This is a genomic window from Thermoleptolyngbya sp. PKUAC-SCTB121 (assembly GCF_016919485.1).
Taxonomy (GTDB): domain Bacteria; phylum Cyanobacteriota; class Cyanobacteriia; order Elainellales; family Elainellaceae; genus Thermoleptolyngbya; species Thermoleptolyngbya sichuanensis.
On sequence record NZ_CP070366.1, the window covers coordinates 4,619,072 to 4,644,379 of the forward strand.

Consider the following 25,308-nt stretch of genomic DNA (forward strand, 5'->3'; position numbering starts at 1 on the left):
AAAATCCATCTTCAATCCCTCCAAGAAGGGTAGGTGCCAATTGTAAACTAGAAAAATTGGCATTCCCTCTAGCATTCCTCTGCAAACCCTCCTGTAAAGACAAGGACAGTTCCGCCCGATGGTTTCGACTCCTGCACCTGCTCTAGACAACTCTGGTCGTCAATACTTGCCTACGTTAGACCCTGCGACTGCTTCACCGAATCAAGTTCTAATGCCGCTGACTGCCCGCGCCAACGCACAGAACCATCTGGAAATCGGCGGCTGCGACGTGACAACGCTGGTGGAGAGATTTGGTTCGCCGCTGTACATATTAGATGAAGAAACGCTGCGAACAGCCTGTCGTCAATATCGAGAGGCCTTTCGTCAATACTATCCGGGCGAGTCGCTGGTGATCTACGCCTCCAAAGCCTGGAACTGTCTGGCCGTGTGTGCAGTGGTAGATAGCGAAGAGTTGGGGCTGGATGTCGTCTCTGGCGGAGAACTCTACACTGCGCTAAAAGCAGGCGTGTCGCCCGACAAGATTTACCTGCATGGCAACAATAAGTCGGTTGAGGAGTTGTCGCTGGCTGTCAGCGCAGGCTGCACGATTGTCGTGGACAATTGGCAGGAATTGAAAACCCTGGTGTCTCTGGCGGCTGATTCGGAAACTTCGGAAACTGCTGGCGGCCAGCCGATTCGCATTCTGCTGCGCCTGACCCCCGGCATCGAGTGCCACACCCACGAATACATCCGCACCGGACATTTGGACAGCAAGTTTGGCTTCGATCCTGAGCAGTTGGACGAAGTGTTTGCCTACGTTAGCCAGCAGCCTGCGCTGCTGTGTGTTGGACTACACGCGCATATTGGGTCGCAAATTTTTGAGCTACAGGCCCATCAAGATCTGACCAGCGTTATGGTGCAATGGCTGAGCAAAGCGGCGCAGTATGGACTGCCGATTAGTGAACTGGATATTGGCGGTGGACTGGGTATCCGCTATACCGAGTCGGACGATCCGCCCAGCATTGACGAGTGGGTGAAGGTAATTTGCGAGGGCGTTATTCGCGCCTGCCAGCGGCAGGGTGTGGCGATGCCCCGACTGATTGCGGAACCGGGGCGATCGCTCATTGGTTCAGCCTGCGTTACGGCCTATCGCGTGGGGGGACAAAAGACAGTTCCTGGCATTCGCACCTACGTCACGGTCGATGGCGGCATGTCCGACAATCCCCGCCCGATTACCTACCAGTCGGTCTACCGCGCGGTGGTGGCTAATAAGCTGTCGGCCCCGATGACAGAATCGGTGGCGATCGCCGGAAAGCACTGCGAATCGGGCGACATCGTCATCAAAGACGCAAAACTGCCCCCCACTGAGCCAGGGGACGTGCTGGTGGTGATGGGTACGGGCGCATATAACTACAGCATGGCCTCCAACTACAACCGATTGCCTCGTCCAGCGGCGGTGCTGGTCAACCAGGGCGATGCCAGCCTGATCTTGCAGCGCGAAACGGTAGAAGACTTGATCCGCCAGGATCGCCTGCCAGAGCGACTGGTGCGGCGCGAGGGCTGAGGGCTACCGGGGAAGAGAAGTTAAGTTGTGCAATGGCAACTTATAGGACTGATGCAGTTGGACGATTTTTCGTGGGCTGTGCCCGCGAAAATCGTTTAAAGCCCAGAAACCTGAACTTGATGACCCGGAGTGGTGAAGACAAGACTGGTTTTGGCGAGAGCAGCGTGAAGGGCGATCGCCCTTTCCCCGTCCAGCCGTGATCTCGTTTGTGCACTGCAAGATTTTTCCGGCTTGCTGATCTCCGGAGTCATCCGTCAGAGACGTGTATCAGGGAAAGGGCAACCCCCTAGCTTTCCGATCCCATCGGTCACTCACTGGTTCTTCTTGCCTCCCGCTCTTACAATTGGGGGGTGCGTTCTGTCCTCCGTAATACAGCTAGGACTTACGCAGTTGGATGATTTCTGGCGGGCTGCGCCCGCCAGAAATCATCCAAAACCCAGAAAACTTATCGCAAGTGCGTAAGTCCTGACAGCTTTTTAACGGATGGTTAAGACGTATCGCCTGGTTTGAAGTTTTCACGGTATCTCTTGTGGTGAAGAGACGTTTTTGGGCGGTTTGCCACGGATTTCGGGAAATACCTGTCCCTAACCCCATTCTTAAAATCTGTTTTCAGGAAATCTGTTTTCAGGTGCGATCGCGCCTGCCATAGCTGCAATTTACACGGGGCATAATGCCTAGCACCAGTTAACTGATGGGATCTTTGCTAAAGCAATGGCTGACAAACCCTGGCTGGACTCAGTCCTTGCTGCTGCATGGGATTGATGTCGTATTGGTGCTGATGCTGACCTACATGGTGCTAGTGATTATTGGCGATCGCCGCACGCTGTGGATGGTGCGCGGGTTAATCGTGCTGATGCTGGCTTCGGCGCTCAGCAAAGCCTTGAGCCTGCAACTGCTCAGCTTTGTGCTAGAAAAGCTAGTCATTGGATCTGCGGTGGCGATGGCCTTTATGCTGCAAGCAGAGTTTCGGCGGCTGTTGGAGCAGCTTGGGCGCGGCGAAATCTGGCAACTGCTGAAACCCGCCACCGAAGCAGTACCCAAATCTGACAGCGTGATTGATGAAATCGTCGATGCAGTCAAAGAACTGTCCCAAAATCGCACGGGCGCACTGCTGATCTTGGAAACCAACCGCCCCATCGACGAGCGCGATTTTTCGGTTCCCGGGGTCAAACTCAACGCCGAAGTTTCAAAGGAACTCTTGCAAACTATTTTTCAAACCTCAACGCTGCTCCACGATGGAGCCGTGCTGATTCGCGGGTCGCGGCTGGCCGCAGCAGGCGTAATTTTGCCCCTGTCAGAACGCAGCGCCTCGCGGCAACTAGGCACTCGCCACCGGGCTGCAATGGGAATTACTGAGCGAGTGGAGCAATGCCTCTGTATAGTGGTATCGGAAGAAACGGGTTCAATTTCTCTGGCAGAAGGCGGCATTTTGAACCGTCCCCTGACGAGCAGCAAGCTGCGAGAACTGCTCATTGCCCGGTTTTCTCAGTCGGTCGAGCGTGAACCCGTCGCCCCTCAGTTGCGGAGTTTGGGTCGCCAGTTTATCGATCGGCTCAAGCTCTTTTTGCCCCCTCCCTTTCGCATTTCCAAGTCGGCTTCTCGGAGAAAAAATGACAGCAAAGCCAACCGTTCTTAGAGACCTGCCCGCAGATTTGCAGCAGGAGCGCCTGCCCAAACACGTTGCTGTGATTATGGACGGCAACGGTCGCTGGGCCAAACAGCGGGGCTTGCCGCGCATCATGGGTCATCGCCGAGGTGTTGATACCCTCAAGGAACTGCTGCGCTGCTGCCGAGATTGGGGCATCGGAGCCTTGACAGCCTATGCTTTTTCGACGGAAAACTGGGGTCGTCCACTGGAAGAGGTGGACTTTTTAATGACTTTGTTTGAGCGGGTGCTGCGCCAGGAACTCCGCGAAATGATGGAAGAACAGGTGCGGATTCGGTTTGTGGGAGATCTGTCGAGGCTGCCTGCGTCGCTGCGGGCTGAGATTGAGCGGTCGATGGCAGAAACCAGCCAAAATCAAGGCATTCAGTTTTCTGTGGCTACGAACTATGGCGGGCGGCAGGAGATTGTCCAGGCTTGTCGGGCGATCGCCACTCAGGTCGAGCAGGGCAAACTGCACTCGGAAGACATTGACGAGGCGCTGTTTTCTCAGCATTTATATACCCAGGGGACGGTCGATCCTGACCTGCTGATCCGCACCAGCGGCGAAATGCGAATCAGTAACTTCTTGCTGTGGCAGATGGCCTACGCCGAGATTTATATTACCGACACGCTGTGGCCCGACTTTGACCGGGCAGAGTTTCACCGGGCGCTGGTGGACTATCAACAGCGCGATCGCCGCTTTGGTCGTCTCTCTTCGTAAACCTACAATACGCATAGTATTTAGCTGCTTAGTTTTCGATCGGTTGCTGAGTTCACCTGTCCTACTGGCTTCAATTGCGCACTCACTGATGAGACAAATTGCTAACCAAATGCCCACCATCTCTATCTCAGGGCAATTTCTCAGGGCAATTTCTCAGGGCAATTTGTCTGGATCTGCAATGCCGTAATTTTCTGGAGTGAACCATGTCAAACCTGCGCGGAATCCTTGGACGATTTTGGACAAATCTGAACTGGGAACTGGTGGATTTACTCACCAATCCAGCGAAAGTCACGCTCTTATTCGTCATCTTGCTGGCGTTGCTGTGGGTCGTTCCTAGGCTCATCCCCGGTTCAAAAAACTGGCTTCGGCAGCGAAAATCTCTAAAGCGCCTGCTGATGGGCGCGTTGGTGCTGTATTGGCTGATGGTTTCGCCGCTGGGTGCCGCCGCGCTCACCTATCCGCTGGTAACTGCCCTACCCCCTGATTCGGGACAAACTGCTGATGCCATTGTCGTGCTGACGCGCAATTCTCGCGATGAGGGGCGACGCTATGAGACGGCTGTGGATCTTTACAAGCAAGGGCGATCGCCCCGGATCTTTGTAACGATGGAGCACAATATGGAGGAGATCGCGGAACTGCTTGAGCAACAAAACATTCCGCTATCGGTTCTCGCAGCGACGCGGTGTGCCCGCACTACCAAGGACGAAGCCGAGTCAACGGCGACCATTTTGGGGCCCCAAGGCGTAAAGACGATTATCTTGATCACCGATCCGGCTCATCTGAAGCGGGCAACGCTGACCTTTGAGGGCTACGGCTTCTCGGTCATTCCCCATGCTGAAACTGCGCCCATTCCGTCTGCACGGCGATCGCTCCTAGCGCTGCGAGAATATCCCGCCCTGGTCAGCTACCTGTTGCTGGGACGGTTTCACCCAGATTCGCCCGATGCACTGAAAAATCCGCCCCCTGAACTGCTGGAAAAAGTCCGGGAGCGGGGATGTGCGATCGCCCCAAACTAGGCCAGCCATTGCACCAGCAGACCGAAGTCTTCGCCTTGCGCCGCTTATAGCATTGATTAATTGATTGATTAACTGATTAACCGATTAATTAGAGCGCTGATTAATTTAGAGCGCCAAATAACGCGCTAATTCACGCGATGGGTTTGCAGAAGTCCGTCGCGTTTCCGCTTGCGTCGCCTTCGGCATCCTGCCTGCATTTTGCCTGCATCACGGCCCAATGCATCACAGCCCAATGCATCACGGCCCAACAAAAATTGCCTCGTCCAAGTCTCGACGGCTTAGAGAATACTTGAACGATCGCACCAGATCTTGCCCGTTTTCGCCCGCACCAATGTAGCGAACGGCAATGGAGTCTACATCCATCACAATTTCTGCTTCCCACTGAGGCTTTTGTACATACCAGCAATGCAAATTGTCGCGGTCTTGCTGGCAGCCCTGCGAAATGAGCCACTGCTCAATTTCGGGCAGCGGATGATTATAGAGCGGCGTATCGGCAGGGGGGAGGGACATAAGGCGGTGTGAGGTGTGGGGATATGCGGAATAAAAGGGATCAAGCAGCGAGAAAAATGCCTGCGTCACTCCATCACGGCATCACTCGGGGCTTCCGGGTCAAAGTCCACTGGCGCATGACTGGAGACATCGGGGGGAGAAACCGCAGAGTGGGCTGTGGCCTGGTGAATAATTTCGACCAAGCGCTCGGACTTGAGGCTGGCGATGGTAAACTCGCCCCGCGAAACGCCCACCGCCAGCACCAGCAGCAGGCAGGCGACAAAGGTAACTCCCAAGATGAACAGGGCAAATAGCTCACCCGCAGACAGGGGGCGATCGCTCGGATCAAGATAAGCGCTTGATCGATAGCGGCGGGCTTCGGAAACGGGACGATTGAAATTTGCCGGGGTCTGGATGACCGAAACGCGGGAATAGCCGCTTTTCAAGTCATAGGCGGCGCGGCGCTCTGGGCTGCTCAGCGTGGCGTAGGCCTCGTTGAGGGCGTGAAACTTGGCCGTAGCCACGTCGGGCGGCAGTTCCGTCGTATCTGGGTGGTAGAGCTTGCTCAAGTCTCGATAGGCGCGACGAATCTCTTGCACCGATGCCGTATGGCGCAGCCCCAGAATAGTGTAATAGTTGGTGGATGGTGGCGTGGGATAGGTCGCATCGGGTGATTGCCCTGGCACTGTAAATCCTCCGGTTTTGGAGCAGCCCCTAATTTTTAGTTCGTATAGCTCTAGGACTTACGCACTTGCGGTGAGACTTTTTGGGTTTTGGACGATTTCTCGCGGGCTGCGCCCGCCAGAAATCGTCCAATTGCGTAAGTCCTAAGCTCATATTTTTAACCAATTTTAACCAAATGTCTGGGCGATCGCGCTAGGAGAACGCTTTTGAAGCAGGTCACGGAACCACTGCTCCGTGCGATCGCCCATCGCCTGCTTCGAGTAGTGAGCTTCGGCGCGGCGGCGACAGGCCGCCCGGTCGATTTGCCCCAGCTTGTCAACAGCCGCCACCAGTTCAGCAACCTGATCCGGCTCCACCAGCCAGCCCGTTTCCCCATCGGTGACAATTTCCGACGGGCCGCCCCGGCGGTAGGCAATGACGGGTACGCCGCAGGCCAGCGCTTCCACAGCCACATTGCCGAATGCCTCGACCCATTTAGGAGTCATGACCAGCGCCCGACAGCGGCCCAGGTCTTGCTGCAATTCTTCGGTTGAGAGAAACCCCCGGTACTCGACCGGCGCATCAGGATAGCGCTGCTGGATCTGCTGCCAGTAGGCGGGATCGGGCATCGCCCCCCACACCGAGAGGGGAATTTGGGTTTGTGCGGCGAGGGCGATCGCATCTTCCAGACCCTTTTCGGGAGCCAGTCGCCCCACCCAGCCCAGTCGATTCTCTGGCTCGGCACAAAACTCGTAGCGTGACAGATCCAGGCCGTTGCCCAGCACGCGGAATCCGCCTGCATCTGGAAAAGTATCCACCTGGGCGTGGCTGTGGGCGGCAAGCGTGCCCGGAAACATGCGGGCGACCTGCTGAATGGCAGCATCCATCGCCGCTGACAACGATCCCATGCTGATCAGATGGGCCACGGGCCGCTGAAAAAAGGGCGTGAGGTAAAGCGGCAGCCAGTCGTAGGCAAAGTTCACCAGCACATCAACGTCGTGCTGCGCTTGGCGGGCATAGTCCCACATGTTGCCCAGCACCGACTCTGGCGGTAGGGTAATCGGGTCGGTATAGTGCTGGGTCTGGGCACTGGTTTGCAGCTTGCCAGGAATCTGGGCGATCGCCACTGGGGCCGCGTCGGCAGACTGCGGCAGTTGGGAACCCTCCGGCGCGACGATTTGCACCCTGTGTCCCCGCTGGGTCATCTCTATTGCCAGGTTGTACAGCGTCAGTTCCACGCCGCCGCCCAGCCCTGTGCCCAGTGGCGCAACCGGGGTCGAAAGAAACAGCAGCCGCAGAGCGGAACAGTCGGAAAGGATTTGGGAGGTCATGGGGACGTGGTGAGGAGCGATCGCGCTTGGTCGCAGTCTTGCTGAATTTGCGCCTTCAGCGCGTCGAGGGAATCAAACTTTTGCTCAGCGCGGAGAAATGCCTCTAGGCCGACCACCAGCGTTTTGCCGTACAGATCGCCCGCCCAGTCCAGCAGGTGAACTTCCACCTGGCGCTGGCTGCCGTCTACCGTTGGACGATAGCCCAGGTTCATCACGCCGGGCTGCGGCTGCCTTGCTGGGTCTGCGGGCGGGAGGACTAAGGCGTTGGGAAAAGCCTCATTCTGAACCCAAACTCGAACCGCATACACGCCCAGTCGGGGCAAAAACTTTTCTTCGGGCAGGCACAGATTTGCAGTGGGAAAGCCGAGCGATCGCCCCAACTGCTGCCCCTTCACCACGTCGCCGACGAGCATGTAGGGTCGCCCCAGCAGCCGCGCAGCGGGCCGCACAAGTCCTTGCTGCAAATAGTCGCGGATGGTGGAACTGCTGACCCGCTCGCCGTCCAGCGTATACATGGGCACGATGTGAACGGGAATGTCGTACCGAGCGGCGATCGCCCGCAAATCTTCCGCCGTGCCCGCCCGCTTATGCCCAAAGCAAAAATTCTCGCCCACGCTAATTTCCTGTGCCGCCAGCGATCGCACCAAAATCTGCTCTACAAATGCCTCTGGCGACAGGCACGATAGGTCATGGTCGAACGGTAGCCGCACCAGTTGCGCGACCCCAAGGGGTTTGAGTTGAGCCACCTTTTCCGCCAGCGGAGTCAGCAAATCGCGGCGCTTGCCCGTAAAAAACTCGCGGGGGTGGGGGTGGAATGTCACAACGGTCGGAACAGGGGCGATCGCGCCAGAACCCACAGCGCAAGTTGCCCGAAACTGCTGCGCGGCCAGCCAAACAGGTTCAATCACAGTTTGATGCCCTGGGTGAACGCCGTCAAAGTTTCCTAGGGCAACGACTGTCGGGGTTTTTACCGTCTCTAAGCAGGATGTGATCCACACGCTTTACATTCTGACATAAAGCGGCTGAGCGAGGTGGAACCTGGATTGTATCTGCTGCCAAAGGCTGGAGCTAATCTCGGACTCAGGCAGAAATGCTGGCTTGCGAAGCAGCAGGCTTGCCGTCAGTCGTGTCTGCTGATTCTGCGGATGCTGCGGATGCTGCTGCCTCTGCCAGTACGTCAATCTCCAGCCCTTCGTAGGCAACGATGCTGTTGGGAAAATGCTTACGGGTGTCTTCCTGGACGCGATCCATAAACTCGTCGCTGTGCAGCGGGTCGTGGTGGAAAATCACGACTTTCTTCACGTTCGCTGCCTTCGCAACCTTCACCGCTTCCTGCCAGGTCGAATGTCCCCAGCCAACTTTGCTGGATTTTTCCGAGTAGTATTCCTCGTCGGTGTAGGTGGCATCGTAGATCATGACATCCGCGTTGCGACAGAGCCAGAGGACGTTTTCATCCAGCCGATCGGGAAAATGCTCGGTGTCGGTGATATAGGCAACCGCGCGATCGCCCCAGTTGACGCGATACCCCACCGACTCGCCCGGATGGTTTAGCAGGGCGTTTTCTACCAGCACGTCCCCCACCTGCACCGACTCTCCAATCTCTAGGTCGCAGAAGTTCATATCCGCCCCCATGATTTGCAGCGGCACAGGGAAGTTGGGATGCAGCATCTGGTCATTAAGCCGCTGCTCGATGGTGGAGCCGTTGGGGGCGATCGCCCCATAAATATTGAACTTATTGCCTTTGACAAAGGCTGGCACAAAAAACGGAAAGCCCTGGATGTGATCCCAGTGGGAATGGGTAAAGAACATATTGATTCGCAGCGGCATCTCTCGCAGCAAAGACTGCCCCAGCACTCGCAGCCCCGTACCGCCATCAAAAATCAGCCGCTCTCCAGCGACGCGCATTTCCACACAGGAAGTGTTCCCCCCATAGCGCACCGTCTCTGCGCCAGGACAGGCAATACTGCCCCTCACACCCCAGAAATGAATCGTAAACTGGTTTTTCACGCTAGACATTTGTGGTTCTTACTGGACTGACATTGGCCCTGCCAAACAAGACCTTCTCGTTGCATGGCGCTTTCATCCGTGAATGCTTCGGCTCTTGATAGATGGCTTTCAGGCGTTTGGCGGCTTGAGAATGCAGCCCCAGGTAGCATCGGCAGTGTTGACAATATGCAGCAAGCATCCGGCATTACTCCTGTGCTACCTGCGCCAAAGGCCCCAAAAATGTTTCACCCAGTTTGCACCGTACCTCTGATCGAGCCATTTGGAGGTAAACCAGGCTCAACACACCACTCACCAGCCTATGACCCTATTGTAAAGGGGGAAAGACCGCCCGGCTGCATCCTTAATCCTAGAGTTCCCTCTTCATCATGACATTGCTCTAATCTCACAAGAAATTTTGTTTGCTGCAAATTCATAGAACCAAATTCACAAAAAACCAAAAAACTTTCAGCATCGGTGCAGCACTGGGGTTTTGCCCGCGAGGGTGGAAATTTGCGACTGGCTCGTTCATCATGCTTCATTCAGTTGAAGCTGACATCCGCAATTCATAGAAAAAATTCAGATTCTACGAACTTTTGAACTTTGTTTGAAATTTGATTGAAATTTGTCAAGAAACGAGTGCTGTTCTTTGGCTAACCGATTATCCACCTCGATCCCATACTGCATTTGCTGCATTTGCCCCCATCTCTGCCAAACTGGCCGAGTGACTGCTGGCCAACTGACTGTAGCCTGGCTTAGGGCTGAGCTTGACTCATTATTCAACCGATAATGTCCAATCCCGGAGATGATGCAAACCGTGGGCACAGGAAAGGTTATATTGCAGCGGCGTAATGGTGATGTAGTGCTGGCGAATGGCCTGGACATCGGTCATCATTTGATTCAGCCATGTTCCGCTGGCTTCACCGAGCCGGGTCTGCGAAGTCACCACCAGTTCTAGGTCTGGCTGCGGCACGTCTTCCAACAGCTCGCCCGCCAGCCAGTAATAGGTTTTGCCCCTGGGGTCAATTCGCTTTTCAAACTGGTCAATGTAGCGCCGGAGTCCCTGTCGAGTTATGGCTACGCCCGCAATTTTTTCGACAGGCACAGCGGGCACGTTGACATTCAGCAGCATCGGCTGGGGCAGCGGGTTGGCGGCTAAGTAAGCAACGAGCCGCTGGGCAAAGTTGGCAGCAGGCTGAAAATCTTTTGAGGAGAAGCTGGTGAGGCTGAAGGCAATGCCAGTTACATCTTCGATAACGCCTTCCATTGCCGCCGAAACAGTCCCTGAATACAGCACGTCTGTGCCCAGATTAGAGCCGTGGTTGATGCCCGATAGCACCATGTCAGGGGGGGTGTTGAGGAGCGCTCCCAGCGCCAGCTTTACGCAGTCAGAAGGGGTGCCCGAACAGGCCCAGGCCATGACGCTAGGCTGGAAGATACCTTCGACCTGCTCTGCCCGAATCGGTTTGTGGAGGGTTAGCCCATGCCCAGTGGCCGATCGCTCTCGGTCGGGGCAGACGACGGTGATTTGATGCCCTGCTTGGGCAAGGGTGTTTGCCAGGGTGCGAATTCCTAGAGAAAAAATTCCGTCATCGTTGCTGATTAAGAGGTGCATAGTGGGTGGTTTGATTGAGGTGGGCCCATTCAGAATTATGAAAGCGATTGGCTGGCTTATCCATTACTATTCTTCCTCTGCTATTCTCCGCTTGCGCCATGCTTCTGTTGTAGAGGGCGATCCTGTGGGGAGGTGGGTCGTTGAGGGATGAAGCTCGGTAAACTATCGGTAAACTAAGGGAGTAGGGATTGTAGCTCTACGCCGACTGTTGCTCTTGAAGACTGGCTCGAAGAGATTCCTCTTTCCTGGTTCTTCTGGGCGACTTCTCCCCAGTCCTTTTCAGACATTCCTCAGACATTCCTTTCAGAACAACCCGCCAGACAACCTGTATGACCACCCAGTTGGTAGAGCTAGAAACCCAGTTGACGACGTTGCAGCAAGAAGCCGAAGGGGCGATCGCCGCTGCTGCTTCCCTCGAAGATTTAGAACAACTCCGGATCAAGTATTTGGGCAAAAAGGGCAGCCTGTCGCAAGTGCTGGGCGGCATGGGGCGGCTGAGCGCTGAAGAGCGTCCCCGCATTGGGGCCCTGGCCAATGAGGTCAAGGAAGTCGTGCAAACGGGGCTGGATCAGAAAAAGGCGGCGCTGCAAGCGGCCCAAATTGAGGCCCAACTGGCCGCGGAAACCTTGGACGTGACCATGCCCGGAACGTTCCGGCCCCAAGGGCGCAACCATCCCCTAACCAGCACCATTGACCGGGCGCTCGATATTTTTGTGGGTCTGGGCTATACCGTGGCCCAGGGCCCCGAAATGGAAACCGACTACTACAACTTTGAGGCGCTCAATACGCCCGCTGACCACCCGGCACGGGATATGCAGGATACGTTCTATCTGCCTGATGGCAACCTGCTGCGAACCCACACGTCTTCGGTGCAGATTCGCTATATGGAGGCGAACGAACCGCCGATTCGCGTGGCGGCTCCGGGGCGGGTCTATCGACGCGATACGGTAGATGCAACTCATTCGGCGGTGTTTCACCAGATTGAAATTCTGGCGGTGGATGAGGGGCTGACCTTCACCGACCTGCGCGGTACGATCAAGACCTTTTTGGAAGAGATGTTTGGCGAGATCGAGGTGCGGTTTCGGCCTAGTTTCTTCCCATTTACGGAGCCATCGGCGGAGGTAGACGTGCGCTGGCGGGGACGCTGGCTGGAGGTGCTGGGCTGCGGCATGGTCGATCCCAACGTGCTAAAAGCGGTTGGCTATGACCCGGAAATTTACACGGGCTTTGCGGCCGGCTTCGGGGTAGAGCGGTTTGCGATGGTGCTGCACCAGATGACCGACATCCGCGACCTCTACAAGAGCGATCTGCGCTTTTTGCGGCAGTTTTAGTCTGGCAAGTCATGGTCTAAGTTGGCGGTTGAACCGTGCTTGCGCCGTCGAACTTGCGCCGTCGAACTTGCGCCGTCGAGTTTGCGCCGTCGAGTTTGCTGTGCCTGCCATGCTATCCAACCTGCCATGCTATCCAAATTGTGCGGTCAGGTTGTGCTGTTGCAGCGGGCTGTTAAAGTGGGCTGTTGAAGTGGGCTGCCAAAACATGGCGGCAGAATGTTACGTTTATTAACGTTGGGAGCGTGAATTTCTAAAACGACCATGCGTTTACTTCGAGCGTTGCTGGGTCTGGTGTTTGGGCTGTGGGTGGGGCTGATGGGGCTGCCGCAGGGGGCGATCGCCGCGAGTTCTGCTGCCATCCGCGCCTACGACGACGTAGAAGCCACCACCAAAAATTTTGCAGGACAACAGTTGATTCAAGCCGAATTTGCCAATGCTCAGCTTGCTGGAGCAGACTTCAGCGGTGCTGACCTGCGCGGGGCTGTGTTCAACGGTTCCACGCTTACGGGGGCCAACCTGAAAGGAATCGACATGACCGATGGGATTGCCTACCTCAGCAATTTTGCAGGAGCCGACCTGAGCAATGCCGTGCTGACTTCTGCCATGCTGCTGAAAAGTAACTTCAAGGGTGCGAAGGTGGACGGGGCTGATTTTACCTTTGCCATGCTGGATCGAGAGCAAGTGCTTCATCTATGCAAAACGGCATCAGGTATAAACCCGGTGACTGGCGCTGATACACGAGAATCGCTGGGGTGCAAGTAGAGCTTTCCAGCGGATTTCTCAAGCTCCTTGCTGACAGTGCCGCCGTCTAACCAAATTGCTCTTTAGCCTGACCGATCGAACGGCTGACAGAACCGCTGGAGGTTGCTGCGGGGCTGGTTCTTTTGCAAAAATTGGGTGGCAGTCGCTGCATCTAGCGGACGGCTGAAGAGATTGCCCTGCATTTCTTCACACTGGAGCGATCGCAGCTTGGCGAGCTGGTCTATCGTTTCTACGCCTTCAGCGACGACGTTCAAGTTCAGCCCCTGGCCTAGCGCCACAATTGCCGCCACAATTGCCGCATCGTCTGGGTTGGCCGTCACATCTTTAACGAAGGATCGGTCGATTTTCAGTGTATTGAGCGGAAATTGCTTCAGATAGCCCAGCGACGAGTAGCCTGTGCCAAAGTCGTCCATTGCAATCCGCACGCCCATATCCTGTAACTCGTGCAGCAGTGTGGTGGTGAACTCTACATTCTGCATCGCAGCCGTCTCGGTAATCTCTAGCTCCAGGCCGGTTGGCGGCAATCCCGTTTCTTCTAGGATGCTGGCGATCGCACCTACCAGGTTAGGCTGCTGAAACTGTCGTGCGGATAGATTTACCGCCACTCGCAGCGGGCCGAATCCAGCTTCTTGCCACTGTTTGTTTTGCAGACAGGCTGTGCGGAGAACCCAAAACCCGATGGGAACGATCAGCCCATTTTCTTCTGCTAGCCCGATAAAAGTCTGGGGTGAAATTAGCCCAAGTTTGGGATGAGTCCATCGGAGTAGTGCCTCCATCTGAATAATTTCCCCCGTCAGGACATTGATTTGGGGCTGATAGTGGAGGGTAAATTCCTGCCGTTTTAGTGCGTAGTGCAGGCTGCTGTCGAGGGCGAGGCGCTCTGTAGACTGGCTAGTAATTGCGGGCGTGTAAAACTGATGATTATCGCGTCCGTGCCCTTTGGCAAGGTAGAGTGCGGCATCGGCATTTTTCAGCAGGGTTTGGGCATCGGTTCCGTGCTCTGGAAACAGGGCAATGCCCATGCTGCATGTGATGTGTAGCTCGTGGCTATCGACGTAGAAGGGGGGGCGCAGGTTCTCCGAGATGCGTTCAGCAATCCGGCTGGCATCCTGGGGCGATTTTAGATTGGGCAGCAGCAGGGTAAATTCGTCGCCGCCCCAGCGGGCGATGATGTCTTCTTCGCGCAGGCAGTAGGTGAGGCGCTGTGTGGCTTGTTCCAGCAGGCGATCGCCCACCGTATGGCCCAGCGTGTCGTTGATGGTCTTGAACCGATCCAGGTCTAGAAAAACGACGGCAAACGGCTCTTTTCCACGGCGGGAGCGGGCCAACATGAGATACAGATGGCGGTTGAACATCATCCGGTTGGGTAGACCTGTCAGCGCGTCATGAAAGGCCTGGTAGCGCATTTTCTCTTCGGTGCGTTGACGCTTGATCGCGCCCCCCAAACTGGCGGCGATCGCCCGTAGGCTGGATTCGTCGCTTGCAGACCATTGCCGCTCAGCATGACAGTCATCCAGCCCGATATACCCCCAAAACTCATCTTCGATAAAAATCGGCACCATCAGCGAAGACAGCACACGAACCGCTGCTAGTACATCCTGCTCAACCCTAGGCAACTCTCGCGCGATTCCTCCCACAGACTTGCCTAGCAAAAACTGCTCATACCAGCGACCTAGACCGTGGGCGGCGTAGGGCTGATTTTGCCAGTCGGACAGGCAGGGGACTGTGCCTTTGCGAACCCATTCATAGCGGACACTCATGGCCATCTCACCCGTCGTTTCGTGGGGATGATTTTCGGCAATAAACACCCGATCAACCCGGGCCATCGTGCCCAGAATGGCGATCGCCTCGGAAATGGCCGTCGATAAATCCTCATGGGTGAGCAGGCAGTTCGCAGCCTGGGCAACCCCCTGCAACAGATTGTCGCGGTTCAGCAGTTCCAATTCTGCCCGCTTGCGTCGGGTGATATTTTCCACGGTTCCTTCAAACCGGATCAGGTTTCCTGCCGCATCGTAGAGCGCTCGCGCCGATTCCGAAATCCAGATAATACTGCCATCCTTTCGATACACCTCCGACTCGAACCCTTGAACCGTGCCCACGGTCTGCATCAGCCGCACAAACTCTGCCCGACGCTGCGGATCTACATAGAGTTGCTGCCCGATATTGGTCAAATTCGCCACCAGGTCGGCGGGCGACTCGTAGCCATACAGTCGTGCCAGCATCGGGTTGACCATCAGATATTGCCCATCGGGGGTGCTTTGAAAAATCCCCTCCACCGCGTTTTCAAAGATGCCCCGATATTTGGCTTCGGCGGCTTGCAGGGCCGCATCCGCCCGCGCCTGCTCGATGGCAATGCCCGCCAGCGGCGCAGAAATTTCCAGCAGTGACCAGTCGGTGGCGGTTGGGGTACGCGGCGTCCGGCTGTGAATCGCAATGCTGCCCAAGACACTGCCCTGGGAGGAGAGAATGGGCAGCGACCAGCAAGACACCAGCCCAAACTGCCGTGCAAAATCGCGATAGTCTTCCCAGAGGGGGTCTTGGTAGAGGTCAGGGGTAATCACGGGCGATCGCCGATACATTGCTGTGCCGCAGGAACCCACCTTTGGGCCAATTTGCACGCCGATGAGCTGTTCGACATAGGTATCGGGCAGGCTATTGGTGATACCGCCTTCGATCCGCTGCCCTGTTGCATCAAGCAGCAAAATTGAGCCAATCAGCCCGTCTGCTTGAGATTCCATCACCTGGAGCAGCAGTTTCAGCGTTTCTGTCAGGTCGGCACCCGTCGCAATTTTTTCCAGAACCCGCTTTTGCCCTGCCAATAATTGTTCCGCCTGCTTGCGCTCGGTGATGTCGCGGGAAACGGCGATGATTTCTAGAACCTGCTGCGTGGCGGGATCGCAGAGCGCTTTGCTGCGCGTTTCAAACCATATATAGTGACCCTTGGCATGGCGAATGCGATAGACCACGGGCCCACGATTTAGCAAGAGAGACTGCAACGGGGACTGCGGCGGAGACTGCGAGGGAGACTGGGGAAGCGCTGTGTTGAGCAGACTTTCGCAATCTTGGGGGTGCAGAAGATCTGCGAGCGATCGCCCTACCAAATCCTCTGGACGATAGCCCAGCAGCGCTTGGCAAGCCGGGGAGGCATAGCGATAGGTGCCATCGGGCGCATGGACAGAAATCAGGTCAGTGGCGTGTTCGGCCAACAGCCGATAGCGGGACTCGCTCTGACGCAGCGCCTCTGCCGCCTGGGCCCGCTCCAAGGCCAGGGAAACGGCCGCCGCCGCCGCCCGCAGCAAACCCACCTCCGCCGCCGTCCAGGTTCGCACCTCTACGCAGTTTGAAAAGCCGATAAACCCAAAAAACTCGCCATTCACCTGCAGCGGCAACACCAGCAGCGACAGCACGCCCTGCGGCTCTAGCACGGCCCGCTCCGAGGCAGACAGTTCCGCGACAATCCCCGCATAGGGTCGCCCTTCGGAGAGGACCTGTTCAAACTGGGTAGAATAGTCGAGATAGCGCAATCCCTTGAGCAGCGGTCGGTCGATGTTGGGAGAGATTCCCTCGGCGCACCATTCATGCACATAGTGCATCCGCAAATTGCCGTCCGAGTCGCGGCTGTTTTCAAACACGTAGACCCGACTTGTGCCAGAAATCTGTCCTAGGCGCTGGGAGACAAGAGCATAAATTTTTGCTGGATTGTCCAGCGAGAGCAACTGCTGCTGCACGTCCACCAGCGTTGCAAGGTATTGCTCTCGCTGGGCCAGGGCTTCTTCGGCCTGCTTGCGCTCGGTGGTGTCATCGTAGGAGCCAAGAATGCCAATAATCTTGCCGTCGGCATCTCGAATGGGCACCTTGCTGGCATCCTGCCAGATCTCGCGGCCGTCAGCCAGCACCTTTTTGCGAACCATGTGCAGCTTGGCCTGTCCAGTTGCCAGCACTTCGCGATCGCTCGCCACGTAGCGATCCGCCTGGTCAGTAGGCCAGAGGTCGTGGTCAGATTTTCCCACCAGGTCTTCTGGACGCTCGAATCCGGCGGAATGGGCAAAGTTGCGGTTGCCGCCGCGATAGATGAGATTGCAGTCTTTCCAGAAAACGTGCTGGGGAATATTGTCGATAATCAGCCTCAGAAACGCCTCTTGTTCCCGCAGGGCCCGCTCAGTGCGCTTGCGCTGGGTAATATTTCGCACGCTGACAATGAAAATTGGGTCAGAGGCTTGGCAACCCGTCGGGCTGTTTAACGAACAGGCAAACAGATTGCCCAGCCGGTTGTCCAAGATTTGATTGCTGCTCTGAAGCGACTCTGGGCCGCAGTCGGCAATGCGAGCCTCAAAGCAGCGCTCCTCGCCTTGCAGCAGCAGGCTGTATTCCAGGGTTTGCACGGTTCCGGTTTGTGCTGCCTGGGCGATCGCCCGCATCATCGACTGCGCGACCTCAGCAGGCAACAGTTCCTCAATCTGCCGACCCAGTTGGTCACTTAGAGGACACACCAAATCATCGTCTTGCTCCGTTTGAATATGCAGACAAGTGCCCTGTCGATCAACGATAAACAGCATTTCCGGCAGCGCCCTCAGGAGATTGCGGTTAAGAGTTTCGCTCTGGCGCAGCGCATCTTCGGCCTGCTTGCGGTTAGTAATGTCTTCCACAATGGCAAAGGTAAATTGCAGCGCCCCTTGCTCATCGCGCACAGCACAGACCGTCAGGTTTGCCCAAAAGATGCTCCCGTCTTTGCGAATGTAGCGCTTTTCAAGCTGGTAGTGATTGCGCCGCCCTTCGATCATGTCTTGCAACAGGTCTAGGTCGATCTCCAAATCCTCTGGATGGGTATAGTCCTTGAAGTTCATCCGATAGAACTCTTCTCGGCTATAGCCAAAGAGCTGGGTCGAGGCTGCGTTGACATCAATAATGCGACCGTCCAGCGCTGTCATGCCAATACTGATGTTGGCGTGTTCAAAAACGGCGCGAAATCGGGACTCATTTTGCCGCAGGGTTGCTTCCGTTTGGCGAACCTGGATTACTGCACCTAGCTGAGCAGCGATCGCCCTCATCAGTTGCACGACTTGAGAATCTTCGTCCCGTGCATCTCGACTAGCGAACAGCAGCACTGCCAACGGGCGATCGCTCTCCATCACAGGCACCGCCAGCGCCGATCGCCAGTTTGGAACTCCGGTTAGAGCGATGTTTTGAGCCAAGTTTTGAGCCAAGTTTGGAGCCAGGCTTGGGGCTACGGCTGGATTCGGCTGCGTCGCAGGCACAGGCGATTCCTCTCGCGCCTCCGGAGGTCGCTTCGTCAGATCCACGATCCATTCCGCCTGTCGATGGTTCCACGCCCGCTCCAGCAGCGCCACACCTGCACGTCCCAACAGGTCTGTGATTGGTAGATCTACGACTGGTAAATCTGTGATGGGCAGATCTGTAACCGACACACCTTCTGTAACTGGCATATCTAAAGTGGGCACAGCGGGCACCTCTGGCTCTACCGAACCGTCCTGCGCCGTCAGCGGCCTGATCCAACTCGCCGCCCATCCCTGATGTTCTAGAGGATCTTGGGGAAGCCAGCAGACTCCCAGCGCCCACTCGCCCGCTTCACAGACCTGCTGGAGGAAACAGCGCAAATGAGCAGCAAACTCTTCATGTCGAGTTTTCAGAATCCAGCTTTGTGGGTCAAAAGAAGCCGCTAAGCGATGAAGCGCTTCTGTCCCTTGATCCAGTTTTGTAGTCGGCTCTGTAGTCGGCTCTGCAGTCGGCTCTATGGTCGGTTCTATTTCATCAAAGCCTTCAGTGTTATGTCCTTTGCTTACGCTACAGGAAACATCTGTCTCAGGAAGTAAGCGCCGCGACCGATCAGGCATCATCATGACAAACAAATAAGGCTGGGATAAGAGGTTTGTGCAAGGTATCGCCACGTATACGATGCACATACGACGCAAAACCGTACTCCTCACTATTCAAGGATGCGCTCAGTCACCCAGATTGTATCGCTGAGCTAGAAAGGTTAAGGATCTGTTTTTCTTTGTAGCTAGTTTTCTTTGTAGCTGAACTTTGTAGCCAGATTTTGTAGCCAGAAACCTTTGCTTGCCAAAAGCACCAGGATTATTTGCAAGCCTAACGGGACGAGCAATCCTTCCACAACTGAAACATTGCGTAGAGAAACAGTTCGATTTGCAATCCCTTCCGTTTTGTGGGGTTGAGTTCTGCTTGGCGGCCTTCTGATGGCGATCGCGCTTCTTCTAGCCTAAGGGCTGGCTTGGGGACGCATAACAGCAACAGCCTTGCTATGCCGATTCAAAGTTAAATATGGCAGTTAAACATGGCGCACCGGGCCCAGATACTGCCTGAGATAGGGCGAAAACACTTCGTAAATCAGCGTAATCGGGTGTCCGTGATGCCAGAAGAGATAGTGCCGCCCCCAAAACGGCCCCGCTTCGCCAAACGCCAGTTCCAAACTCGACGAATGCCCGTAGTAAATGCCCTGCACATCCCGATATAGCTCGGTGCGGAGCCGCGTCAGGTTGACCCAGATCCCCAGCGAACGATTTTGCAGATATTCATCCACATGCTCAGCGTTCCACCAGGACGTAGCATAGGCGAGGCGCTGCCCCGACGCGGTGCGGAGCCACACCTGTCGCCGCACCCGTGGCCCTGGCACTACGGAAAGTTGCTCCGGCGCATAGTCATGATCCATGCCCACCAGCGACATATCAATCACGTCCACCTCGGTTGGTTCGCCCGTTAGCAATTGCAAGTGGCGGGTGGGGGAACCGTCTCCCAGCAGCAGCATTTGCCACGCCGGAGCCAGTTGGTGATGGGGCAAGCCTTTTTGCACGACATCTTCTCCACCCTGCCAGAGCGGATTTAGGGCGTGCCAGGCAGTGGGCAGGGTTGGGCGTTGGGAAGGCTTGATGGCTGGAGTCAAGGCGCGTTAAGGGTAGGAGTGGGGGGACGGGCTAGTAAAGCGGAGCAACGACCGGCCGGCTAGCTGCCAAATAGTTAGCACTGCTGTCAACCCGTGACGATGGCGCTGGCTCTAGTGCAGTTGCCTCCTGAGACAATCGCGAGTGGCTGCCCAAGCGCAGTCGTTTACAAAACTTTAAGCTTGTACTTGCATAATAACGTGAATTGCAGAGGCGATGGACAGACGGAAATACCCCAACCCTTTTCGTTCTTCGTTCTTCGCTCTTCGTTCTTCGCTCTTCGTTCTTCGTTTTTTCTTCTCCCTTCTTCCTAAAGGGCGATCGCCACGCCATCTGCCCTGGGTTCCGTGGCGGCGATCAGGGTGCTGCTGTGCTTCAAGATAATTTGCCCTTTACCAAACTGGCTGACTTCGGCGCTGACCTGGACTGCATGATGGCGATCGCCCAACGCTCGCACCACAGAAGGCGGCACGGCCTGTTCCAGCAGCACCTGGTTGTCCCGCAGGAAGCGCCAGCGGGGAGCATCCAGCGCAGCTTGGGGGTTCATGCCGTAGTCGGTCAAGTTCACCACTACCTGCACATGGCCCTGGGGCTGCATGGGTGCGCCCATCACGCCGAAGGGGCCGAGCGGCTGTCCGTTGCGGGTCAAAAAGCCGGGGATAATCGTGTGAAACGGGCGCTTGCTGGGGGCATAGTCGTTGGGGTGTCCTGGTTCCAGCGTGAAGCCCGCGCCGCGATTGTGCAGGGCGATGCCCGTATTGGGGATTAAGATGCCGCTGCCAAAGCCTTCGTAGTTGGACTGGATGAAGGACACCATCAGGTCGGGTTCCGCAGCCACGAGGAACACCGTGCCGCCTTTGGGGATGCCGGGTTTTGCCAGGGGCAGGGCGGTGTCGGCAATGAGGGAACGGCGATCGCCCGCGTAGCCCTTGTCCAGCAGCCGCGCCGGGTCAAATTCCAGACTGCGCGAATCGGCAACGTAGCGATAGGCATCGGCAAAGGCCAGCTTCATCGCCTCGATTTGCCAATGGAAACTGTCGGCCGAATCGCGGGGATAGCGCCCCAGGTCAACGCCTTCCAGAATGTTGAGCGCCATCAGTGCGGCGATGCCCTGGCCGTTGGGCGGCAGTTCCCACACCGTCAGGTCGCGGTAGGTCGTCGAAATTGGCGTAACCCAGTCGGCGGTATGACTTTCCAGATCTGCCAGCGTCAAAAATCCGCCCGTGCTGGCAGCAAAGCGGGTGAGGTTCTGGGCCAACTCGCCGGTGTAAAATGCCTCGCCGCCGGATTGGGCGATCGCCCGCAGGGTTCTGGCATGGCCCTCGCTGCGCCAGATTTCGCCCGCTCTAGGAGCGCGATCGCCCGCAAAAAACACCCGCTTGAACGGCTCAAATTCTTTCCCTTGCAGCGGCAAAAACACCCGCTCTGCCCGTTGCCATGCCCGCGCTGTCTCTGGCGACACCGGAAAGCCCTGTTCCGCATAGCGAATCGCAGGTTCAAACAATTGCTCGAAGGGGATCTGGCCCCACCGCTGCCAGAGCAATCGCCAGCCCGACACCGCCCCCGGCACCGTCACCGCCCGCCAGTCACACAGCGGCACTGTAGCCGAGTCGCCAAAGTCTGCCCGCGCCAGCCCTTGGGGACTCCGCCCCGACGCATTCAGCCCGTGCAGTTGCCCGTCCCACACCAGCGCAAACGCATCCGCCCCAATGCCGTTGGAGGTGGGTTCTACGACCGTCAGGGCGATCGCCATCGCCAGCGCCGCATCCACCGCATTCCCCCCTGCCCAGATCATCTCTGCCCCCGCCATCGTGGCTAGTGGCTGACTCGTCGCCATCGCGCATCGCTGCCCCATAATGACGCGACGACCGGAGGGATAGGGATAGTGAGTGAGGGTCATGCGGAAGCCTAGCAGTAGGAAATCTAGTGGGTCAGGGAAATAGAACGAAGCGTCATGCTGGATAGCATGATAGGGAGAGAGTTGCGTTGAGAACAGCAGGCTCTCCTCGTTTCCTCCCCCCATCATCTCACCCCCCTCCCAAACTCCCAATCTCCTTTATGACAGGTACCCTCTACGGCGTGGGCGCTGGCCCCGGCGACCCAGAACTCATTTCTGTGAAAGGGCTGCGGCTGTTGCAGTCGTCGCCCGTGGTGGCGTTTCCGGCGGGGCTAGGGGGCAAGCAGGGCGTAGCGCAGCAGATTGTGGCGCAGTGGCTGCGGCCAGACCAGGTGCAGTTGGCGCTGGACTTTCCCTATGTGCAGGAGGAGGCGACCCTGAGGCAAGCCTGGGAAACGGCTGCGGCACAGGTCTGGAACTATTTGCAGCAGGGCGACGACGTGGTGTTTGTGTCGGAAGGTGATGTCAGCTTCTACAGCACCTTTACCTATTTGGCGCAGACCGTGATGCAGCAACACCCCGAAGCGCAGGTAGAGACGATTCCTGGCATCTGCTCTCCAATGGCGGCGGCGGCGGCGCTGGGTCTACCGCTGACTGTGCGGGCCGAGCGGCTGGTGGTGCTGCCCGCTTTATACACCGTTGCAGATTTGGAAACGGCGCTGGATACGGCGGATGTATTGGTTTTAATGAAAGTGAGTTCAGTGTACGAACAAGTCTGGCCTGTGCTGGAGCGGCGCGGTCTGCTTCAGCACAGTTACGTGGTCGAGCGGGCCAGCCAGCCCACGCAGGTAATCCATGCCGACTTGCGCGATCGCCCTTCGCTAAAGCTGCCCTATTTTTCGCTGTTGTTGGTGAAGTGTGGCACAGATCAGCAATTGCCGACCCCCACTCTGACCTCCCTACGCTAAAATTTCAGAGGCTTTCGACGAAGCGCGTATGACGTATTACTCTGCTGAACCCTATCCCGAAAATTGGCTGCAACGGTGGTCGCAGGAGCCGCTGTTCTGGGCGGCGCTGGCTTCAGTAGGGGCGCATCTATTGCTGTGGGCGTTTTTGCCGTTTTTGCCGGGGCAAAAGCTGCCGACCGAGCGACAGGTGCAGCGGCCTGTGTCGCTGGTGCAACTCACGCCGGAGGAACTGAGCCGCGTTCCCAGTTTTGCCCAGCCAAATTTGGAATTGCCCACCTTCTCGAATCCTTCTACGACGCTGCCGCAGCCCGCGCCGGGGTCGTCCTTTAGCCTGTCGCCGCTGCCGGGGCAAACGGGGCGATCGCCCTCTGCGCTGCCGCCCTTCTTTGTGCCGCCTGCGCCGCCCTTGCCGCCCTTGTCGTCCCTCAGTCCTCGCTTTAGCGCCACTAGCCGCCCCCGGACGACGCTGCCGCCTAGATCTACCTTTACGCTGCCCCCATCGTCCGCGCCCTCGTCGATTCCGTCGCTTGTGCCCTCGCCCTCTCCGTCAATTCCATCGCTAGACCCAGAGTTTTCCATCGATGGGCCCTCGCTGCGGCTGCCCTCTGGCTCCCAAAACAATTCGCCCCTGTTCCCCACGCCGCCGTCGGTGATTGCCAGCCCCTCGCCTGCGCCGTCGATTGCGGCCTCGCCCAGCCCCACAGCCTCGCCCAGTCCGGCGGCTTCTCCGACGGTCGAGGCCTCCCCAGCGCCCAGTCCTGCGGCTTCTCCGGCGGCTCCCAGTTCTCCAGCGGCTTCGCCAACCCCGACCGCACCTGCTCTGTCGCCTGCTCAGCAGCTCGCAGCCCTCCAGCGCGATCGCCCGGAACTGTTTGCCTACAATCCCCAGGGGACGAAGCCCGATGAGGCGAATCTGGCCTACATTGCCTGGTTTGAGCAGCTTGGCGTGGAAATTCCCGATCCCGATGCGGTGCGCCCCCGCGAGATTGCGGTCGAACTGCCGCTGAATGCTTGCCTGCTTCAGCTAGAGCTGGATGAAGATAAAGTGCCGTCGGCAGTGGTTGGTGTGGTGGTAGATGCCGAAGGCAAGCAGGTGCAGCCGCCGACGCTGCTGCGGAGTTCTGGCTACGGCATTTTGAACGCTGATGCGATCGCCGTCGTGCGGACTCGCCCAATTGAAAACACCACAGGCGAAACTCGTCCCTATTTGTTTGAAGTGAAATATTCGCAGAAGAATGAGCGCTGCCCAGACCTGCCTGTGCCCGCTCCGTCGCCTGCCAGCTAGAGAGGAGACAAGCGCATGGTAGAGGCAGCGTTTCTGGAACACCTGCGGGCGATCGCCCCCCGACTGAACGCGCTAATGGATCGGTTTACCGAGGCGCGGGTCATGGTAGCGGGTGACCTGACGCTAGACGAGTTTCTGACGGGGCAGGTGGAGCGGCTGTCGCGGGAGGCTCCGGTGCTGATCCTGCGGCACGAGGAGACGCGGCAAATTCCCGGCGGCGGCGCAAACGCGGTCTATAACCTGGCGAAACTGGGGGCGCAGGTCAAGGCCGTCGGGTTGGTGGGCAAAGACGAGCAGGGGGCAGTGCTGCGGCGCATTTTCGAGGCGGCAGGCATCGACACAGGCGGCATTTTGCTGGACGGCGATCGCCCCACGGTCACCAAAACGCGCATTTCCGGCCATGCTCGTCAGTCTGTGACGCAGCAGATCGTGCGGGTCGATCGCAAGTCCGACGCGCCCGCTGATCCAGACTTGCAGTTGGCGCTGGCGGACTATATTCGGCAGCACCTCAATACCGTAGACGCGGTGGTCTGTTCGGACTATGGCGACGGCGTGCTGAGTGCCCCGGTGATCGAGGCCGCCTTGCAGCATTCTCTCTGTGTCGTGGATACCCAGATCGACCTGCATCGCTTTGCTGGAGCCACGGTTTTCACGCCCAATCTGCCGGAAGCAGAGAAAGCCGTGGGCTATGGAATTACAGGGGGCGATTCGCGAAGCGCTCCTTCCGGGAATCGCCTTGCCCAGGCAGGAGCCGACCTGCTGCGTCTGACCCGCGCCCAGCACATGCTGATTACTCGCGGCGAGGAGGGCATGAGCCTGTTTAGCCAGGACGGTTCCCAGCACCACGTTCCTGCGTTTAACCGGACGGACGTGTTTGACGTGACAGGCGCGGGGGATACCGTGGTGGCGGCGCTGACGCTCGGGCTAATCGTCGGCGCAACACCCGTAGAAGCGGCGATCCTGGGCAACTTGGCCGCCAGCATTGTCGTCCGTCAATTTGGTACAGCTACGACCAGCGTGGCGGAAATGAAAGCTGCCCTCCGGAGCCTGGTGGAAGCCAGCAAGTAACCCGCTAATAATCGAAAGATTTCTATGGCCTGTTGGGATCTGCCCTAAAGTGATGCGATAGAGTGTAAGCACTTGAGTCGCCGTCTGCGGAGTCACCGTCTGCGGAGTCACCGTCTGCGGAGTCACCATCTGCGGAG

General features: G+C 57.3%; 19 protein-coding genes. 9 read left to right on the forward strand and 10 right to left on the reverse strand.

Annotation, left to right across the window (positions count from 1 at the left end; all coding sequences use genetic code 11):
* Window positions 1-118 precede the first annotated feature (118 nt).
* From lysA to JTM80_RS18880, 4 genes are all read left to right on the forward strand, one after another.
* Entirely contained in the window at window positions 119-1,543 is a 1,425-nt protein-coding gene (gene lysA, locus JTM80_RS18865) for a diaminopimelate decarboxylase (RefSeq protein ID WP_205370084.1), read from the forward strand.
* 691 nt (window positions 1,544-2,234) lie between these two features.
* On the forward strand, window positions 2,235-3,179 hold the full coding sequence (gene cdaA, locus JTM80_RS18870; RefSeq protein WP_172355433.1) for a diadenylate cyclase CdaA: 945 nt from the start codon (window positions 2,235-2,237) through the stop codon (window positions 3,177-3,179).
* Window positions 3,154-3,909 (forward strand): isoprenyl transferase, encoded by a 756-nt coding sequence (locus JTM80_RS18875; protein ID WP_172355431.1) that lies wholly within the window; start codon window positions 3,154-3,156, stop codon window positions 3,907-3,909. The genes cdaA and JTM80_RS18875 overlap by 26 nt, the downstream gene beginning before the upstream one ends.
* Before the next feature lie 203 nt (window positions 3,910-4,112).
* Window positions 4,113-4,925: a YdcF family protein gene (locus JTM80_RS18880; protein ID WP_205370086.1), complete on the forward strand. Its 813-nt coding sequence runs from the start codon at window positions 4,113-4,115 to the stop codon at window positions 4,923-4,925.
* 237 nt (window positions 4,926-5,162) lie between these two features.
* On the opposite strand, the gene JTM80_RS18885 is transcribed toward JTM80_RS18880, so the two are convergent.
* The 6 genes from JTM80_RS18885 to surE form a co-directional block, all read right to left on the reverse strand.
* Complete coding sequence (locus tag JTM80_RS18885) at window positions 5,163-5,435, reverse strand: DUF3143 domain-containing protein (protein ID WP_172355427.1); 273 nt, start codon at window positions 5,433-5,435, stop codon at window positions 5,163-5,165.
* Window positions 5,436-5,500: 65 nt separating this feature from the next.
* Entirely contained in the window at window positions 5,501-6,100 is a 600-nt protein-coding gene (locus JTM80_RS18890; RefSeq protein WP_172355425.1) for a J domain-containing protein, read from the reverse strand.
* Window positions 6,101-6,265: 165 nt separating this feature from the next.
* On the reverse strand, window positions 6,266-7,408 hold the full coding sequence (locus tag JTM80_RS18895; protein WP_172355423.1) for a glycosyltransferase family 4 protein: 1,143 nt from the start codon (window positions 7,406-7,408) through the stop codon (window positions 6,266-6,268).
* A complete protein-coding gene (locus JTM80_RS18900; RefSeq protein WP_172355421.1) occupies window positions 7,405-8,406 on the reverse strand; it encodes a bifunctional riboflavin kinase/FAD synthetase in 1,002 nt (333 codons plus the stop codon). Before JTM80_RS18900 ends, JTM80_RS18895 begins: the two co-directional genes overlap by 4 nt.
* 82 nt (window positions 8,407-8,488) lie before the next feature.
* On the reverse strand, window positions 8,489-9,424 hold the full coding sequence (locus JTM80_RS18905; protein WP_172355419.1) for an MBL fold metallo-hydrolase: 936 nt from the start codon (window positions 9,422-9,424) through the stop codon (window positions 8,489-8,491).
* A 742-nt stretch (window positions 9,425-10,166) separates the two neighbouring features.
* On the reverse strand, window positions 10,167-11,006 hold the full coding sequence (gene surE / locus JTM80_RS18910) for a 5'/3'-nucleotidase SurE (RefSeq protein ID WP_172355417.1): 840 nt from the start codon (window positions 11,004-11,006) through the stop codon (window positions 10,167-10,169).
* Between the two features lie 329 nt (window positions 11,007-11,335).
* On the opposite strand from surE, the gene pheS reads away from it, so the two are divergent.
* Window positions 11,336-12,337: a phenylalanine--tRNA ligase subunit alpha gene (gene pheS, locus JTM80_RS18915; RefSeq protein WP_172355415.1), complete on the forward strand. Its 1,002-nt coding sequence runs from the start codon at window positions 11,336-11,338 to the stop codon at window positions 12,335-12,337.
* Here pheS and JTM80_RS23215 read toward each other — a convergent pair.
* Complete coding sequence (locus JTM80_RS23215; protein ID WP_255548815.1) at window positions 12,334-12,465, reverse strand: hypothetical protein; 132 nt, start codon at window positions 12,463-12,465, stop codon at window positions 12,334-12,336. The genes pheS and JTM80_RS23215 overlap by 4 nt on opposite strands.
* Before the next feature lie 133 nt (window positions 12,466-12,598).
* Here JTM80_RS23215 and JTM80_RS18920 point away from each other — a divergent pair, with 133 nt between their 5' ends.
* Window positions 12,599-13,099, forward strand: coding sequence for a pentapeptide repeat-containing protein (locus JTM80_RS18920; RefSeq protein ID WP_205370089.1), 501 nt, complete (start codon window positions 12,599-12,601; stop codon window positions 13,097-13,099).
* A gap of 62 nt (window positions 13,100-13,161) precedes the next feature.
* Here the strand turns inward: JTM80_RS18920 and JTM80_RS18925 are convergent, their stop codons facing one another.
* From JTM80_RS18925 to JTM80_RS18935, 3 genes are all read right to left on the reverse strand, one after another.
* Entirely contained in the window at window positions 13,162-18,714 is a 5,553-nt protein-coding gene (locus tag JTM80_RS18925) for a PAS domain S-box protein (protein WP_205370091.1), read from the reverse strand.
* 689 nt (window positions 18,715-19,403) lie between these two features.
* Window positions 19,404-20,015, reverse strand: a complete 612-nt coding sequence (locus JTM80_RS18930; protein ID WP_205370093.1) for a chorismate lyase — start codon at window positions 20,013-20,015, stop codon at window positions 19,404-19,406.
* Between the two features lie 308 nt (window positions 20,016-20,323).
* Window positions 20,324-21,913, reverse strand: coding sequence for a gamma-glutamyltransferase family protein (locus JTM80_RS18935; protein WP_205370094.1), 1,590 nt, complete (start codon window positions 21,911-21,913; stop codon window positions 20,324-20,326).
* Window positions 21,914-22,071: 158 nt separating this feature from the next.
* Here JTM80_RS18935 and JTM80_RS18940 point away from each other — a divergent pair, with 158 nt between their 5' ends.
* Genes JTM80_RS18940 through JTM80_RS18950 form a run of 3 tightly spaced genes read left to right on the forward strand, consistent with a single transcriptional unit; the run spans window position 22,072 to window position 25,171 of the window.
* Window positions 22,072-22,818, forward strand: a complete 747-nt coding sequence (locus tag JTM80_RS18940; protein WP_172355405.1) for a precorrin-2 C(20)-methyltransferase — start codon at window positions 22,072-22,074, stop codon at window positions 22,816-22,818.
* Window positions 22,819-22,846: 28 nt separating this feature from the next.
* Window positions 22,847-24,103, forward strand: coding sequence for a hypothetical protein (locus JTM80_RS18945; protein ID WP_172355403.1), 1,257 nt, complete (start codon window positions 22,847-22,849; stop codon window positions 24,101-24,103).
* Between the two features lie 15 nt (window positions 24,104-24,118).
* Window positions 24,119-25,171, forward strand: coding sequence for a bifunctional heptose 7-phosphate kinase/heptose 1-phosphate adenyltransferase (locus tag JTM80_RS18950; protein ID WP_172355401.1), 1,053 nt, complete (start codon window positions 24,119-24,121; stop codon window positions 25,169-25,171).
* Window positions 25,172-25,308: the final 137 nt, after the last annotated feature.